The organism is Sphingomonas sp. F9_3S_D5_B_2 (assembly GCF_054263715.1).
Window position 1 is genome coordinate 613,540 of sequence record NZ_JBSZFB010000001.1, and the last position, 13,023, is coordinate 626,562.

Below are 13,023 nucleotides of genomic sequence, written 5' to 3' on the forward strand. Positions count from 1 at the left end.
CGCGCTCACTAGCGGTCGCGCAGCTGCTCGATTTCTTTTGACAGGCTGTTTTCTTTCTCGACGGTGATCCGCTCGAGCACCTTCAGGCGCTCCTTCAGCTCGCTGACTTCCTCCCGCAGGCGCTGGTTCTCGACGCGGCCAGTGTCGTCGCCACCAACCTGGTGGTGAAATTTGGAGCGGCTGCGGAAGATCGACGTGATCATCACGATCGCGACGATGCAAACAACCATGATCTCGCCGCTGTTCATCGAACCTTCTCTCCATTGTTCACTCGATCGCCGTCCGAGGTGCGCTCCGTGTCGCGAAGAGCCTCGATCTGCGCTGCGGTCTGCAGGCCGCCGTCAGTAATGATCTTCTCGAGAACGGCCACACGGGATTCCAGCCGTCGCTTCTCCGAAGACTCCTGCGCGGCGTCTTCCTTGGCTGCACCGGCGCGCATAGCGAGCTCGCGGTTCTTATAGCCAATCCAGCCCCACCCGAGTCCGGTCAGGATGGCAACGACGGGCACAAGCGGTCCAAGATCCATAAAGCTATCCAATCACGCTCAGTAGAATGACGCGGTCATCGCCGCATGGGGTCAGGCGAGGTCGCCAGCGGCTGGCGGAGCGCCTCGATCTGTGCCGCAGTCTGGGCTCCACCGTCAGTGACGATCTGCTCGACTACACGTAGCCTCGATTCGATACGCTCCACGTGAGATGCATATTGCGCAGCCTTCTCGGCGGTCTGGTCCGCAATGAGCTGGCTCATGCGCTCCTTGTGCTGCAGCCAGCGCTGGAAGCAACTGTACGCGATACCGCCGATCACCGGGATTCCCACTACGATGAAGAAGAAGATTAGAAGCGTAGGTTCCACTTAGGGCCTCCCGATCCGTTCCGGCAGCTCGTTCTCATGTCAGGTCTTTCTGGCGGGCATGCTCGATGCGGGTGCCGCCACGAAGCGCCTCGATCTGGGCTGCCGTCTGAGCGCCGCCATCGGTGACGATCTGCTCCAGGACGCGGACCCTCCGCTCGAGGTCGCCGTTGCTGGTCGCGTATTCCGCAGCTTTCTCGGCGGCCATCCGGGCATTCACTTCGAGTTGCTTCTCCTTGAACGAGAACCAACGACGGAAGACGTAAAGCAGGAATATCGTGGGCAGCAATATCGTGATGAGCAGCGCGATGACGTCACCGGGATGCATGGGCTGTGTCTCCGTTCGAAGGTGAGTTACTGAAGCTGATCGATTTCGCGCGTGAGCCTGGAAGGCTGATCGGTGGCAATCCGTTCAAGGGTTGCGAGGCGGTCCTTGAGCGCACCGACTTCAGCGCGAAGCTGGGCATTGTCGCTCGTCAGGAGCTTGATGCGCTCAATCGTCTCCTGATCCGTCTTCGGATGGATCGGTAATCCCCAGGAGTTCTGGAGCGGGTAGCCGTTTTTGATCCGGATCCAGGTGGAAAGCAGCGAGCCGCCAACGCCTAGCGCCACGATGATTGCGATGAATGGGATGAAGCCGGCAATGAGCCTGAGAATTTCCATGACTTGCGGATCCATGATCCCCCCTTTTGTTGGAGTTAGCGAAGGAGCTCGATGTCGCGAGACAGCTTCGATGGTTTTTCCACTGCGATCCGCTCGAGCGTGTCGAGCCGATCCTTCAAGATTTCGACTTCCGCTTCGAGCAGCGAGTTCTTCTCAATGAGGACCCTGATCTCTTCGCCCGCTTTTCCCCCGTTCGCCGGAAAGATCGGGCGGCCCCATGGCCCGTCGAGCGGGTACCCGTGCTTCATCCTGATCCACGTGTTCACGGTCCAGCCGATCATCCCTAGCGCAACGGCTACAGCCATCAGCGGGATGACGATTTCGAGTAGCTTGAGAACATCCGGGTCCATGGCGCTTATCCTACCTAAGCTGGTCGATTTCGTTGGCGAGCGAGCGGTTCTCGGTGGTCACGTAGCTCTCGATATCGGCAAGCCGGCGGTCGATGTCCCTGAAGCGTGAGCGGATGTCGCGTGTCGCCTGAGCAGGCGAGGCACGGACCCCCTGCCAGAAGTGCTTCTCCTCGCTGTTGCTGACTTCCAGCGAGCGCGGCTTGGTCGGGCTTACGAAGGCTGCGATGAAGTAGAACGGGAGGATGGAGCCCCCGCTCATGAACATCGCCGCAAGGAAGCAGATCCGGACCAGCGTGACGTCGAAGCCAGTGTAGTCGGCGATCCCGGCGCACACGCCGAACATCTTCCCATTGCGCTTGTCGCGATAGAATTTCGTGCGGCTGGCCGGCTGCTCGGTCCGGTAGCGCTCGGGATAACGGTCGTCGCTCATTCTACTCTCCGTCGGCGAGCAACCGCCGGCTCGTTTCACGGCCAGGCAGGCACTGCTGGCGCCAGTTGGGGTTCTCGGCGGTCATGATCCGCTCGATCGTGCAGATGCGGTCGTCGAGGCGACGGGCAGCGTCGTGCAGCTCATCGAGCAGCTTCTCGTCGCCGGAGGTCAGCGTCGCGGCGGTCTTCCACTTGGTGATGTAGTGAAAGATCAGCCACGGGAGGCCCAGGAACAGGATCCCGCAGACGAAAAACGGTATCAGGTCGTCCATTGATTACTTCCCCCTGGCGGCAAGTGCCGCCTTCATTGCAGCAAGCTCGGCATCGACCGACTCCGCGGCTTTCAGCTCGGCAATTTCTTCTTCGAGGCTCTTCGGGCCGGTCATTCCCAGCGCATCTGCCCGGCCTTCAGCGAAGTCGGCGCGGCGCTCGAGAACTTCGAACTTCGAGAATGCGTCCTCGGTGCGGTTGCCGTTGAGCAACTCGCGGGCGCGACCACGGGTCACCGCGCTTTCGAAGCGCGCGGCGATCGCGTTCTGACGGGCACGCGCCTCGCGCAACTTGCCCTGCAGCTTGGCGATGTCGCCCTCGTAGCCCTTCAGCGTGTCGTCGATAACCTTGAGCTCCTGACGCAGGCCGTCGCCCATGTCGGCCGCCTTCTGGCGCTCGGTAAGCGCTGCCTTGGCAAGGTCCTCACGGTCCTTGGACAAGGCCAGCTCCGCCTTCTCCGTCCAGCTGTTCTGCAGTTCGTCGAGGCGGTTCAGCGCCCGGCGCATTTCCTTGCCATCGGCGATGCAGCGTGCAGCCGACGCGCGGACCTCCACCAGTGTCTCCTCCATTTCGAGGATCACCATGCGGATCATCTTCGCCGGATCTTCCGAGCGGTCGAGCAGCTCGGTGATGTTGGCGGCGAAGATATCTCGCGTTCGCGAGAAGATTCCCATTCGCATACTCCGTATTCCTAAACAGGGCCCTGTTTACTGCCTCTTCCTATTCAAGAGGCATGCCAATCTGGAGCAAAGCATGGAATTGCGGCAATCTGCCTTTTGCGGCAGCGATTTGGGTCGGAAAATCCTTGCCAACTCGTGGGATTTGCCACCAACAGTCGGCCAGATTCTTTGTAGGAAAAAATGGAACGGGCGGATCAGTTCATCGGCCAAAGCCTCGCTTTCCTCGACTCCGTCGAGCGGGCGAGCCGCGCCGCGCCGCTCAACCGGCCGGTGCTGGTGATTGGCGAGCGCGGCACCGGCAAGGAGCTGATTGCCGAGCGCCTGCACCACTTGTCGTCACGTTGGGCGGGCCCGCTGATCGTCATGAACTGCGCGGCACTCCCCGAGAACCTCATCGAGGCCGAACTGTTCGGCCACGAGGCGGGCAGCTTCACAGGCGCCGCCAAGACCCGCCACGGCCGCTTCGAGGAAGCCGACGGCGGCACGCTCTTCCTCGACGAGCTCGGCACCTTGTCCATGCCGGCCCAGGACCGCCTGCTGCGCGCGGTCGAATATGGCGAGATTACGCGTATAGGTGCTTCCAAGCCGATCTCCGTCGACGTCCGCATCGTCGCCGCCACCAACGAGAACCTTCCGGCGCAGGTCGACAACGGCAAGTTCCGCGCCGACCTCCTCGATCGGCTCTCGTTCGAGGTCATCACCCTGCCGCCGCTGCGGGCGCGGGAAGGAGACATCCCGCTGCTAGCCGAGCATTTCGGACGCCGCATGTCGGCCGAACTGGACTGGCCGAACTGGCCCGGCTTCTCGTCCCGCGCAATGGCTGACCTGGAAGCCTATCCATGGCCCGGCAACGTCCGCGAACTGCGCAATTCGGTCGAACGCGCTGTTTACCGCCACGAGAATCCGGAGCGGGAAATCGACGAGATCGTGTTCAACCCATTCTACTCGCCATGGGCGCCGAACCAGCCGGCACAACCGGCGCTCGCGCCCTCTGCAGCGAGCGCCCCAGCGGAAGCCGCTGCGGCGCCGCTTCACCTCGTCACCTCTGCCGAACAGTCTCCCCTGGTGACCGACTTTCGCGCGGCCGTTTCGGATTATGAGCGGTCGCTTCTCCAGGATGCGCTTGCCCGTAACCGCTTCAACCAGCGCGCCACCGCCAGCGCTCTCGGCCTCAGCTACGACCAGCTGCGGCACGCCCTGAAGCGCCACAAGCTGCTCGACGCTGAAGCGGGCTGACCCACGACAGCAACCCATCCGCCGCAGCGACATTGACCCTTGCCGCGCCCCAGTCCTAGGGCCAGCTCGAACCCCCAAAGCCACAGGAGCGACGCCATGGCCTTCACGCTTCCCGAACTGCCTTATCCCAAGGACGCACTCCAGCCGCACATGTCGGCCGAGACGTTCGACTATCATTGGGGCAAGCACCACAAGGCCTACGTCGACAAGACGAACGGCTTCCTGTCTGAGAAGGGGCTGGAAGGCGCTTCCCTACTGGAGGTGATCCGCACTGCTCGCGATCGCGGCGACAAGGGGCTGTTCAACAATTCGGCCCAGATCTGGAACCACAGCTTCTTCTGGCAATGCCTCGCGCCGCAGGGTTCGACGGCTCCGTCCGGCCGTCTCAAAGACATGATCGATAGCGACTTCGGCGGTCATCAAACGCTGCTCGAGAAGCTGGCGACCGAGAGCGCCAATCACTTCGCGAGCGGCTGGGGTTGGCTGATCCTCAACAACGGCAAGCTGGAGATCACGTCGCTCCACGACGCGGACTCGCCTGTCGCTCATGGCATGACGCCGCTGCTGACCGTCGATGTGTGGGAGCACGCCTACTACATAGACTATCGCAACGAGCGGCCGCGCTTCCTCAAGAGCGTGCTCGAGAACATCATCAACTGGGACTTCGTCGCGCAGAACCTCGACGGGCAGGGCGAGAGCAGGGCCGACCAGCAGAGCTGAGGCGCCGCAGCCGGGTGGCTACTGCTTCAGGCGGTAGCCGGTCCGGAAGATCCACCAGATGCCGGCAAGGCAGACCAGGAAAAAGGCGAAGGTCGCCGCGAGGCTCGTCGCGACGGGCACATCCGCCTGGCCAATGAACGTCCACCGGAAGCCGTTGATCAGATAGACCACGGGGTTGAACAGCGTGATGCTCCGCCAGGGCTCGCGAAGCATGTCGATTGAGTAGAAGGCGCCGCCAAGGAACGTCAGGGGCGTGACGATCAGCAGGGGGATAATCTGTAGTTGTTCGAAGCCCTTGGCCCAAACTCCTACGATAAAGCCGAACAGGCAGAAGGTCGCCGCGACGAGGACGAGGAAGAGGACCATGTAAGCGGGGTGCTCGATGCGTACGTGCACGAATAGATTGGCTGTAAGCAGGATGACGAGCGCCACCGTCATTGCCTTGCTGGCCGCCGCGCCGACATAGCCGAGCACCGTCTCGAAGGCCGACAAAGGCGCGGAAAGCAGTTCGTAGATGGTGCCCGTAAAGCGCGGCATGTGAATGCCGAAGCTGGCGTTGAAGATGCTCTCGTTGAACAGCGACAGCATCATCAGGCCGGGCACGATGAAGCTGCCGTAATCGACGCCGTTAATCTCCTTCATCCGGCTGCCGATCGCGGCACCGAATACGACGAAGTAGAGCGACGTGGTGATCACCGGCACCGCGAGACCGGTCCACAGCGTCCGGCGGAAGCGATGCATCTCGAACTTGTAGATTGCCCAGACGCCGCGCCAGTTCATGCTTTCGCTCCGCTGCGGTCGTGGATCAGGTTGACGAAGATGTCCTCCAGGCTCGACTGCTTGGTGTCGAGATCCTTGAAGCCGATCCCGGCGTCCCGCATCGCCGTAAGCAGGGACGGGATGCCCGTCCGTTCGGCCTTGGCGTCGAACTCGTAGGTGAGCGTCGACCCGTTGTCGCTGAGGCTCGGCGCCCATTGGGCGAGGCTTTCCGGCACCTCGCTGAGCGGTTCCGTCAGCTGCAGGTGCAGGATCTTGCGGCCGAGCTTCTGCATCAGCGCATGCTTTTCCTCGACGAGGATCAGCTCGCCGCGATTTATGACGCCCACGCGGTCTGCCATTTCCTCCGCTTCCTCGATGTAGTGCGTGGTGAGGATGATCGTCGTGCCCTGTTCGCGCAGGCGACGCACCAGGTCCCACATGTCGCGGCGAAGTTCTACGTCCACTCCCGCCGTCGGTTCGTCGAGAAAGAGGATGTCGGGGTCATGCGCCAGAGCCTTGGCGATCATGACGCGGCGCTTCATGCCCCCGGACAGTTCCTTCAGGATCGATCTGCGCTTGTCCCACAACGACAGGTCGCGAAGAATCTGCTCGACGCGCTTCGGGTCAGGGCGCCGGCCGAACAGCTCGCGGCTGAAGCTGACCGTGCTGAGCAGTGGCTCGAACACGTCCATCGTTAGCTCTTGCGGCACCAGTCCGATGCGGCGCCGCGCTTCGCGATAGTGGCTCTGCCAGTGCTTGCCGTCGATCAGCACCTGGCCCGCGGTTGGCGTCACGATTCCGCAGATGATGCTGATGAGCGTCGTCTTGCCTGCGCCGTTGGGTCCCAGAAGCGCAAAGATCTCACCCGGCTGGATATCCAGATCGACGCTCTTGAGCGCTTCCGTGCCGCTTGCGTAGGCCTTCCTCAGACCCCGGATCGACAGGATCGGTTCGCTCACTCGACGGGGCCGGGCTCGGCGGGCGCGGCGTCCTCGCGCATCAGGCCGTGGCGAAGCAGCATCGGGATGTTCGCCGCGGCAAACAGGAAGGTGAGGGGGATCGCCCCCCAAAGTTTGAAGCCGACCCAGAAGGTCGTCGTGGAGTGGCGCCAGACGATTTCGTTAAGGACGGCCATGAAGGCGAAGAAGATCGCCCAGTTCCGTGTGAGCTTGGTCCAGCCGGACTTGTCGAGACCCGGATAGGTCGACCCGAGCACGTGCTGCAGGATGGGCCGGTCCGTCGCAAGGCCGAAGGCGAGGAGGGCCGCGACAAAGGCGTAGTAGATGGTCGGCTTCATCTTGATGAAGCTCTCGTTGTGCAGCCAGATCGTCAGGCCGCCCATGATCACGACCATGATCCCGGAGAACCACAGCAGCGCCGAAATTCGATGATATCGGATCGCCGAGAACAGCATGGCGGCGATCATTGCGATCATGAAGGCGCCGGTCGCGACGAAGATCTTCAGCGCCGGCGCCACCGGCGCAAGGAAGTTGACCAGGAAAAAGACAAGCAGCGGACCGAGGTCGATCAGGAGCTTGGCGCCGCCTTGCGGCTCGGCTTTGTCGCTCATTCCGGCGGCAGTCCGGCAATCGCCCGGGCGACGGCGCGGGGGTCGAACGGTCGCAGGTCGTCGGCCTGTTCGCCAACCGCGATCGCATGGATCGGCAGTCCGAACCGCTCAGCCGCTGCCACCAGCACGCCCCCGCGCGCGGTGCCATCCAGCTTGGTCATGATGAGCCCCGTCACGCCCGCGGTCTCGCGGAACACTTCAACCTGCGCAAGCGCGTTCTGGCCCGTCGTGGCGTCGAGCACGAGCAGGATGTCGTGCGGAGCTTCGGGGTTGAGGCGGCCAAGAACGCGGCGGATCTTGGACAATTCCTCCATCAGATGGGTCTTGTTCTGGAGGCGCCCGGCGGTATCGACGATCAGCACGTCCTCGCCTGTGTCAGTCGCCTGCTTGACGCCGTCGAACACGATCCCGGCTGCGTCGCCGCCTTCCTTGCCGGAGATTACGGGGGCGCCAATCCGGTCCCCCCAGATCTTGAGCTGCTCGATGGCGGCCGCGCGGAAGGTGTCACCGGCGGCAAGGAGTACGCCATAGTCCTGGTCCTTCAGCCAGCGCGCCAGCTTGCCAATCGTCGTGGTCTTTCCCGAGCCGTTCACGCCGATTACGAGGATGACATGAGGTCGGGGAAAACCTGTGATTTCCAGCGGTTTGGCGACCGGAGCTAGAATCTTCTCGATCTCTTCTGCAAGGATCGTGCGAAGGCCGCGCTCGTCGAGCCGTTCGAAGGTTTGACGCGCAATCGCTTCGCGAATACGACGCGATGCGGCCGGCCCGAGGTCGGAGGCAATCAGCGCTTCCTCGATGTCATCGAGCGTCGCGGTGTCGAGGGCGGCGCGGCTGGTCAGCCCAGTCAGGTTGTCCGCAACGCGCTCGGCGGTCTTCGAAAAGCCGCCGCGCAGACGATCGAGCCAGCTCATGCGAACTCCGCCAGAAGGCGATCACCGGTTCGCCCGGTGACGTGGACCATACCGGTTTTCCCGCGGGCTCCCGAAGCGATGTTCGCCGGCGCAAAATGATCGGTGTGGCCGATGTGATGGCCCTCGACGAGGACCGGCTGTGTCGTCCCGACAAGACTGTCGAGCCAGCGGCTGCGCCGTTCGGCAGCGGCGTCGCGCAAGCGAGCCGCGCGCGCCTTCACCACCTCGCGGGGAAGCTGCGGCATGCGTTCGGCAGGCGTGCCGGGCCGAGGAGAGAAGGGGAACACGTGAGCGGCAACGATGTCGCAATCCTCCAGCAGTTTGAGGCTGTTAAGCGCCATTTCCTCGGTTTCCGTGGGAAATCCGGCGATCAGGTCCGCGCCAATACTCGCTTCTGCCCGCGCCGCCTTGATGCGCTCGACGGTCCGGATTGCATCCCGCCGACTATGCCGCCGCTTCATCCGCTTGAGGATCATGTCGTCGCCGGCCTGCAGGGACAAGTGGAAGTGGGGCATCAGTCGCGGCTCGCCGGCAATAAGCTCCAGAAGCGCGTCGTCGATTTCGACGCTGTCGAGCGATGAAAGCCGGAGACGCGTCAGCCGCGGCTCGGCTGCGAGAAGGCGCTGGCAGAGGACGCCGAGGCCGCCTTCATAGTAGGTGATGTCGACGCCGGTGAGGACGATCTCACGAGCACCAAGGTCGATCTCCAAGCCGACCGCGTCGCGGATCAGTTCGAACGGGAGCGATCGGCTTTCCCCGCGAGCCTGCCAGATCGAGCAGAAGGTGCAGCGATGGTCACAGCCGGTCTGAACGGCGACGAAGCTCTTCACCTGTGCCAGCAACCCACGTGGTGCCATGACGTCAGATCGGCCAAAGGCATTGAGCTTGTTCGCGTTTCCGATGACTCGCGACACTCCGGGCAAGCGTTCGAAACTCGCGGGGTCGAGCTCGGCCGCACATCCGGTTACCAGAATCTTGGCGCCGGGCTGATCCTTGTGCGAGCGGCGAATTGCCTGCCGCGTCTGGCGAACAGCTTCGTTGGTCACGGCGCAGCTGTTGACGACGACCCACTGCTCATCCGCAGGAGCAGTCCGCGCGATCGTCTCCGCCTCGGCGAAGTTGAGCCGGCATCCGAGGCTGATCGTCTCCACGCTCACTGCAGCGCCTCGAGGTCCAGTTCGCCGCTGAACACGTGCGTCGCCGCTCCGCGCATCCGGATCGGTTTGCCGGGCTCCCAGCTAATGGTCAGCGCACCGCCGGCCATTTCCAGACGAACGGGCGAGGGCAGCTTGCGCTGGGCGATGGCAGCGACGGCGGTGGCGGAGGCACCGGTGCCGCAGGCGGGAGTTTCGCCGGCGCCGCGCTCAAAGGTGCGGAGCTTGATGCGACCGTCGACGATACTCGCCACGTTCACGTTGATGCGCTCTGGGAAGGCGGGATCGTTTTCAATGCTGGGCCCGATGCCGGTCAGCTGAACCTCTTGAGCATCCGGAACGAAGAAGACCAGGTGCGGATTGCCGACGTTGAGCGCCATCGGCTGCTCGAGGCCGTCCCAGGCGAGCGGTAGGGCGGCGGTGTCCATCGGGTAGGCCAAGGGGATCTCATCCCAGCCGAACCGCGGCTCGATCAACGTGACCTCGATCTCTTCGCCCACCTGCTTGCCGTTGAGCAGCCCGCCCGCCGTTTCGATGCTTTCAGCACCTGTCAGCGCAACGACGCAACGCGTTGCGTTGCCGCAGCTTTCGACCTCTCCGCCGTCGGCATTCCAGATCCGCATGCGGAGTGCGGCGGCGCTGCTCGGTTCGAGGACGATCAGCTGGTCGCAACCGACGCCGGTGCGCCGGTCAGCGATTGCTCGCGCGAGTTCGGGGGTAAGCGGAAATGGCTCTTCGCGCGCGTCTACGATCACGAAGTCGTTGCCGAGCCCGTGCATCTTGTCGAAGCGGCGGTTCACGTGCCTCAGACCAGTTCCGGAACCTGCGCCCGCATGGGCGCAATGACCTGCGCCGCGAACCGGTCCATTTCTTCGCCCTGCGGGCTCATTTGCAGCAGCAGCAGGTCCAGACCGGCAGCTTCGTACTCGGCGATACGTTCCTTAAGCTGCTCAGGCGTTCCAACAAGATTCGGTCGCAAGCCTCTGTTGGAAACAGAATATTCCTGCAGTTTGAGCTCTCGCTCCAGCTGCGTTCCGGATAGCCATTGGTCGAAATTGTCGAAACCCTTGGGGGGAGTTGGCGGCAGCTGAGTGATCCGCTCGAGTTCCCGCTTTGCCTCCGATTCGCTGTCGCGAACGATGGCGAACCCAGCCATTCCGTATTGCATCCGACCCTTACCAGTCTTGGCACGACGCTCTTCCATGTCGGCAATCTTGGACTTGATCGCGTCGGCCGGGTCGCCGTGCATGACGTATGCGTCGCAGAGGGTGGTGATCATCGTCTTCGCGGCTTCGCTTTCGCCGCCGGCGTAAATGGTAGGGCGGGGCTTCCGGAGCGGCTTCGGTTCGCAGATCGCGTCCTTCAGCTGATAGCGTTCGCCGGCGAAATTGGAGCGCTCCTGCGTCCAGAGCGCGTTCACTACCTGGAGCCACTCGGTCGTGCGTGCGTAGCGGTCGTCATGCGCGTCGAACTGAAGCCCGTATTGGGTCGCCTCGTCCGCCCACCAGGAGGAGACGACGTTAAGCGCCAGTCGGCCACCCGAGATATTGTCGATGTTCGCCGCCGCTTTGGCGAATAGCGCAGGCTGGTGGAAGTTGGGGCGTACGGCAACCATCAGCTCGATCTTCGAGGTGACCGCCGCAAGCGCTGCCGTGGTCGACCATGCGTCGAGGGCAGGCTGCTCCACGCCTTTGATATCGTTGAGGTTCAATTCGGCGATCAGCGACAGGTCCCAGCCGGTCTCCTCGCTGCGCTGCGTCAGGCGCTTCACATAGTCCCAGCTCGCTTCCATCCCCTCGTCGGGGATATTGCGGAGCCAGCCGCCGAACACCGGCATCCAGTAACCGAACCTCATGCCGCCACTCTGCCTTTCAACAGGGAATCAAGATAGCCCACGAGCTTGTCGTGCGGATCCCAGCCGAGCACGTGCAGCGGGTCCGCGACATAGTTGGACATGGCATTGATATCGTAGAACCGTGCCGACCCATCACGATCGTCGAACACGAGCTCGACACCGCCCAGGTCCAGGTGCGCTTCCTGCGCAATGCGCTCGGCTGCGCGGACGATCTCGGGCGAGGGTGTCACAGCGGTCATGCGGATGGCGGGTCGCCCAGGCTGCGCCACGCAGGCATCGGCGGGACAGAGGTCGAAATTGTCGCCGCCGCTCTCAACTTCGATGGCATAGAGGAAGCTGCCGCCTAGTGTTTCGATGCGCAGGATCGTGCCGTCGCGCGCAGGGACGTAGTCCTGGATCATGAGAACCTGGTCGACGCTCGTGGGCACCGTACCATCGGCAACCGAGGCGCGCAGTTCCTCAAGGGAGGAATAGCGGACGATCCCAGCGCCCGATCCCCCGATGTTCGCCTTTACCAGCAAGGGGAAGGCCATGCACTCTGCGGCATCCACGAGATCCCGCGCGCGGTGAACGATCCGCGTCTGCGGGATCGCCAAGCCAAGAGAGGAAATCAACGAGAGCTGCCGCGCCTTGGACGAGTCGATCGCAAGAGCTTCGGTACCGTTCAGCACCCGCGCGCCGGAGCGGCTCCAATGGTCGAGCAGCGCTGCCGCGTAAAAGATCGGATGTTCGGGCTCGCGCAGGAAGCTCGACTGGGCGACGCGGCTCAGGATCAGCGGAGCTGGGGCGGTCAGGCTCGCCGGATCAAACGAATGGCCGGAAAGCTGCACGGGAACATAGGGCAAGCCATGCCGATCGAGCGCCGCGAACAGGGGTTGAAACCACTGCGGGTGCTCGTAGAGGACGGCAAGCTGCGCGCTGCTGGGGGCTGACGGGCTCATGGGCTGCGGCGACTTAGGGAGCGGCTGGGCTCAAGTCCACCGGTGAGGACGAAACGAAAATGGCGAGAGCCGCGCAAGACGTAATGCAATCGATTATCTTCTCGGCGGTCCTTGACGGCCTCGCCTCGCTGAAGCGCGCATCCGGCGGTCTGCCAAACCAGCTGCTGCGCGATGTGCAGGCAATCCACCCGAACGTGACGTTCGCCGACCTGCCGAAGGAGCTTCAGGACGCGATCGCCGAAAGCACGCGATCGGCATTCACCCAGCTGCTGAAGGAAGGCTATGCCGTCGGACCGCGGCAGCAGATGCAGCAATCGCGGCCGATGGACCGGGTCCCCGAGAGGCCCCGCCATGCGCCGGGCTCACCGGACCGCCGTGGACCGCCGCGCGGCCCGCGCCGCACGGGCGGTCCGACCGGTGACGCTCCGGACAAACCGAGCGGGCCCGGCAGCCCATCCCGCCCACGCAAGCCGAAGGGCAAGCCACGCCTGTCGTGACGGTTGAACTCGAGGCCGGTAGCGGCTAAGCGCTGCGGCGTCTTAACGGACATACATTGATGCCGAGCGCCCGAGGGTGCACGCCCGCCGACGAGGTTTCGTCCGCGGGCGTAATTTGCATTTGGGCTTCCCATAT

At 63.3% G+C, this 13,023-nt stretch carries 20 protein-coding genes; 3 read left to right on the forward strand and 17 right to left on the reverse strand.

Translation table 11 applies throughout. The annotated features are described in order from the left end of the window. Nucleotides 1-8: 8 nt before the first annotated feature. From ACUXST_RS02920 to pspA, 9 genes are read right to left on the reverse strand one after another with little or no spacing between them, the layout of a single operon-like run. Nucleotides 9-248: a hypothetical protein gene (locus ACUXST_RS02920; protein ID WP_458388443.1), complete on the reverse strand. Its 240-nt coding sequence runs from the start codon at nucleotides 246-248 to the stop codon at nucleotides 9-11. Further along, nucleotides 245-526: a hypothetical protein gene (locus tag ACUXST_RS02925; RefSeq protein ID WP_458388444.1), complete on the reverse strand. Its 282-nt coding sequence runs from the start codon at nucleotides 524-526 to the stop codon at nucleotides 245-247. The genes ACUXST_RS02920 and ACUXST_RS02925 overlap by 4 nt, the downstream gene beginning before the upstream one ends. Nucleotides 527-561: 35 nt before the next feature. Further along, nucleotides 562-852, reverse strand: a complete 291-nt coding sequence (locus ACUXST_RS02930) for a hypothetical protein (protein WP_458388445.1) — start codon at nucleotides 850-852, stop codon at nucleotides 562-564. Nucleotides 853-886: 34 nt separating this feature from the next. After that, a complete protein-coding gene (locus ACUXST_RS02935; RefSeq protein ID WP_458388446.1) occupies nucleotides 887-1,177 on the reverse strand; it encodes a hypothetical protein in 291 nt (96 codons plus the stop codon). Nucleotides 1,178-1,203: 26 nt separating this feature from the next. Then, the gene (locus ACUXST_RS02940) at nucleotides 1,204-1,527 is read right to left on the reverse strand and encodes a hypothetical protein (RefSeq protein ID WP_458388447.1); all 324 of its coding nucleotides are present in this window, start codon (nucleotides 1,525-1,527) and stop codon (nucleotides 1,204-1,206) included. A gap of 20 nt (nucleotides 1,528-1,547) precedes the next feature. Then, nucleotides 1,548-1,862 carry a hypothetical protein gene (locus ACUXST_RS02945; protein ID WP_458388448.1) on the reverse strand — a complete coding sequence of 105 codons (315 nt, stop codon included), beginning with the start codon at nucleotides 1,860-1,862 and terminating at the stop codon, nucleotides 1,548-1,550. A gap of 10 nt (nucleotides 1,863-1,872) precedes the next feature. Continuing rightward, nucleotides 1,873-2,292, reverse strand: a complete 420-nt coding sequence (gene pspC, locus ACUXST_RS02950) for an envelope stress response membrane protein PspC (protein ID WP_458388449.1) — start codon at nucleotides 2,290-2,292, stop codon at nucleotides 1,873-1,875. A gap of 1 nt (nucleotide 2,293) precedes the next feature. Continuing rightward, on the reverse strand, nucleotides 2,294-2,563 hold the full coding sequence (pspB, locus tag ACUXST_RS02955) for an envelope stress response membrane protein PspB (RefSeq protein ID WP_458388450.1): 270 nt from the start codon (nucleotides 2,561-2,563) through the stop codon (nucleotides 2,294-2,296). A gap of 3 nt (nucleotides 2,564-2,566) precedes the next feature. Beyond that, on the reverse strand, nucleotides 2,567-3,235 hold the full coding sequence (gene pspA, locus ACUXST_RS02960) for a phage shock protein PspA (RefSeq protein WP_458388451.1): 669 nt from the start codon (nucleotides 3,233-3,235) through the stop codon (nucleotides 2,567-2,569). 186 nt (nucleotides 3,236-3,421) lie between these two features. Here pspA and pspF point away from each other — a divergent pair, with 186 nt between their 5' ends. Next, nucleotides 3,422-4,477, forward strand: a complete 1,056-nt coding sequence (gene pspF, locus ACUXST_RS02965) for a phage shock protein operon transcriptional activator (protein WP_458388452.1) — start codon at nucleotides 3,422-3,424, stop codon at nucleotides 4,475-4,477. A gap of 96 nt (nucleotides 4,478-4,573) precedes the next feature. Then, nucleotides 4,574-5,197: a superoxide dismutase gene (locus ACUXST_RS02970; protein ID WP_458388453.1), complete on the forward strand. Its 624-nt coding sequence runs from the start codon at nucleotides 4,574-4,576 to the stop codon at nucleotides 5,195-5,197. An 18-nt stretch (nucleotides 5,198-5,215) separates the two neighbouring features. Here ACUXST_RS02970 and ACUXST_RS02975 read toward each other — a convergent pair whose 3' ends face one another. Genes ACUXST_RS02975 through ACUXST_RS03010 form a run of 8 tightly spaced genes read right to left on the reverse strand, consistent with a single transcriptional unit; the run spans nucleotide 5,216 to nucleotide 12,390 of the window. Continuing rightward, complete coding sequence (locus tag ACUXST_RS02975) at nucleotides 5,216-5,977, reverse strand: ABC transporter permease (protein WP_458388454.1); 762 nt, start codon at nucleotides 5,975-5,977, stop codon at nucleotides 5,216-5,218. Continuing rightward, the gene (locus ACUXST_RS02980; RefSeq protein ID WP_458388455.1) at nucleotides 5,974-6,915 is read right to left on the reverse strand and encodes an ABC transporter ATP-binding protein; all 942 of its coding nucleotides are present in this window, start codon (nucleotides 6,913-6,915) and stop codon (nucleotides 5,974-5,976) included. Before ACUXST_RS02980 ends, ACUXST_RS02975 begins: the two co-directional genes overlap by 4 nt. Continuing rightward, nucleotides 6,912-7,526, reverse strand: a complete 615-nt coding sequence (locus ACUXST_RS02985) for a septation protein A (protein ID WP_458388456.1) — start codon at nucleotides 7,524-7,526, stop codon at nucleotides 6,912-6,914. Before ACUXST_RS02985 ends, ACUXST_RS02980 begins: the two co-directional genes overlap by 4 nt. Beyond that, nucleotides 7,523-8,440, reverse strand: coding sequence for a signal recognition particle-docking protein FtsY (ftsY, locus tag ACUXST_RS02990; RefSeq protein ID WP_458388457.1), 918 nt, complete (start codon nucleotides 8,438-8,440; stop codon nucleotides 7,523-7,525). Before ftsY ends, ACUXST_RS02985 begins: the two co-directional genes overlap by 4 nt. Continuing rightward, nucleotides 8,437-9,597 carry a MiaB/RimO family radical SAM methylthiotransferase gene (locus ACUXST_RS02995; protein ID WP_458388458.1) on the reverse strand — a complete coding sequence of 387 codons (1,161 nt, stop codon included), beginning with the start codon at nucleotides 9,595-9,597 and terminating at the stop codon, nucleotides 8,437-8,439. The genes ftsY and ACUXST_RS02995 overlap by 4 nt, the downstream gene beginning before the upstream one ends. Continuing rightward, nucleotides 9,594-10,394 carry a diaminopimelate epimerase gene (gene dapF / locus ACUXST_RS03000; protein WP_458388459.1) on the reverse strand — a complete coding sequence of 267 codons (801 nt, stop codon included), beginning with the start codon at nucleotides 10,392-10,394 and terminating at the stop codon, nucleotides 9,594-9,596. Before dapF ends, ACUXST_RS02995 begins: the two co-directional genes overlap by 4 nt. A gap of 5 nt (nucleotides 10,395-10,399) precedes the next feature. Continuing rightward, on the reverse strand, nucleotides 10,400-11,449 hold the full coding sequence (locus tag ACUXST_RS03005) for an LLM class flavin-dependent oxidoreductase (RefSeq protein ID WP_458388460.1): 1,050 nt from the start codon (nucleotides 11,447-11,449) through the stop codon (nucleotides 10,400-10,402). Continuing rightward, nucleotides 11,446-12,390: an ATP-grasp domain-containing protein gene (locus tag ACUXST_RS03010; protein ID WP_458388461.1), complete on the reverse strand. Its 945-nt coding sequence runs from the start codon at nucleotides 12,388-12,390 to the stop codon at nucleotides 11,446-11,448. Before ACUXST_RS03010 ends, ACUXST_RS03005 begins: the two co-directional genes overlap by 4 nt. A gap of 83 nt (nucleotides 12,391-12,473) precedes the next feature. Here ACUXST_RS03010 and ACUXST_RS03015 point away from each other — a divergent pair, with 83 nt between their 5' ends. Next, nucleotides 12,474-12,887, forward strand: coding sequence for a hypothetical protein (locus ACUXST_RS03015; RefSeq protein ID WP_458388462.1), 414 nt, complete (start codon nucleotides 12,474-12,476; stop codon nucleotides 12,885-12,887). The last annotated feature ends 136 nt before the right edge of the window (nucleotides 12,888-13,023 follow it).

Coding starts and splice junctions, on each gene's coding strand:
- ACUXST_RS02920 (WP_458388443.1), bottom strand. CDS start 248: ATGAACAGCGGCGAGATCATGGTTGTTTGCATCGTCGCGATCGTGATG.
- ACUXST_RS02925 (WP_458388444.1), bottom strand. CDS start 526: ATGGATCTTGGACCGCTTGTGCCCGTCGTTGCCATCCTGACCGGACTC.
- ACUXST_RS02935 (WP_458388446.1), bottom strand. CDS start 1,177: ATGCATCCCGGTGACGTCATCGCGCTGCTCATCACGATATTGCTGCCC.
- ACUXST_RS02940 (WP_458388447.1), bottom strand. CDS start 1,527: ATGGATCCGCAAGTCATGGAAATTCTCAGGCTCATTGCCGGCTTCATC.
- ACUXST_RS02945 (WP_458388448.1), bottom strand. CDS start 1,862: ATGGACCCGGATGTTCTCAAGCTACTCGAAATCGTCATCCCGCTGATG.
- pspC (WP_458388449.1), bottom strand. CDS start 2,292: ATGAGCGACGACCGTTATCCCGAGCGCTACCGGACCGAGCAGCCGGCC.
- pspB (WP_458388450.1), bottom strand. CDS start 2,563: ATGGACGACCTGATACCGTTTTTCGTCTGCGGGATCCTGTTCCTGGGC.
- pspA (WP_458388451.1), bottom strand. CDS start 3,235: ATGGGAATCTTCTCGCGAACGCGAGATATCTTCGCCGCCAACATCACC.
- pspF (WP_458388452.1), top strand. CDS start 3,422: ATGGAACGGGCGGATCAGTTCATCGGCCAAAGCCTCGCTTTCCTCGAC.
- ACUXST_RS02970 (WP_458388453.1), top strand. CDS start 4,574: ATGGCCTTCACGCTTCCCGAACTGCCTTATCCCAAGGACGCACTCCAG.
- ACUXST_RS02975 (WP_458388454.1), bottom strand. CDS start 5,977: ATGAACTGGCGCGGCGTCTGGGCAATCTACAAGTTCGAGATGCATCGC.
- ACUXST_RS02985 (WP_458388456.1), bottom strand. CDS start 7,526: ATGAGCGACAAAGCCGAGCCGCAAGGCGGCGCCAAGCTCCTGATCGAC.
- ftsY (WP_458388457.1), bottom strand. CDS start 8,440: ATGAGCTGGCTCGATCGTCTGCGCGGCGGCTTTTCGAAGACCGCCGAG.
- ACUXST_RS03005 (WP_458388460.1), bottom strand. CDS start 11,449: ATGAGGTTCGGTTACTGGATGCCGGTGTTCGGCGGCTGGCTCCGCAAT.
- ACUXST_RS03010 (WP_458388461.1), bottom strand. CDS start 12,390: ATGAGCCCGTCAGCCCCCAGCAGCGCGCAGCTTGCCGTCCTCTACGAG.
- ACUXST_RS03015 (WP_458388462.1), top strand. CDS start 12,474: ATGCAATCGATTATCTTCTCGGCGGTCCTTGACGGCCTCGCCTCGCTG.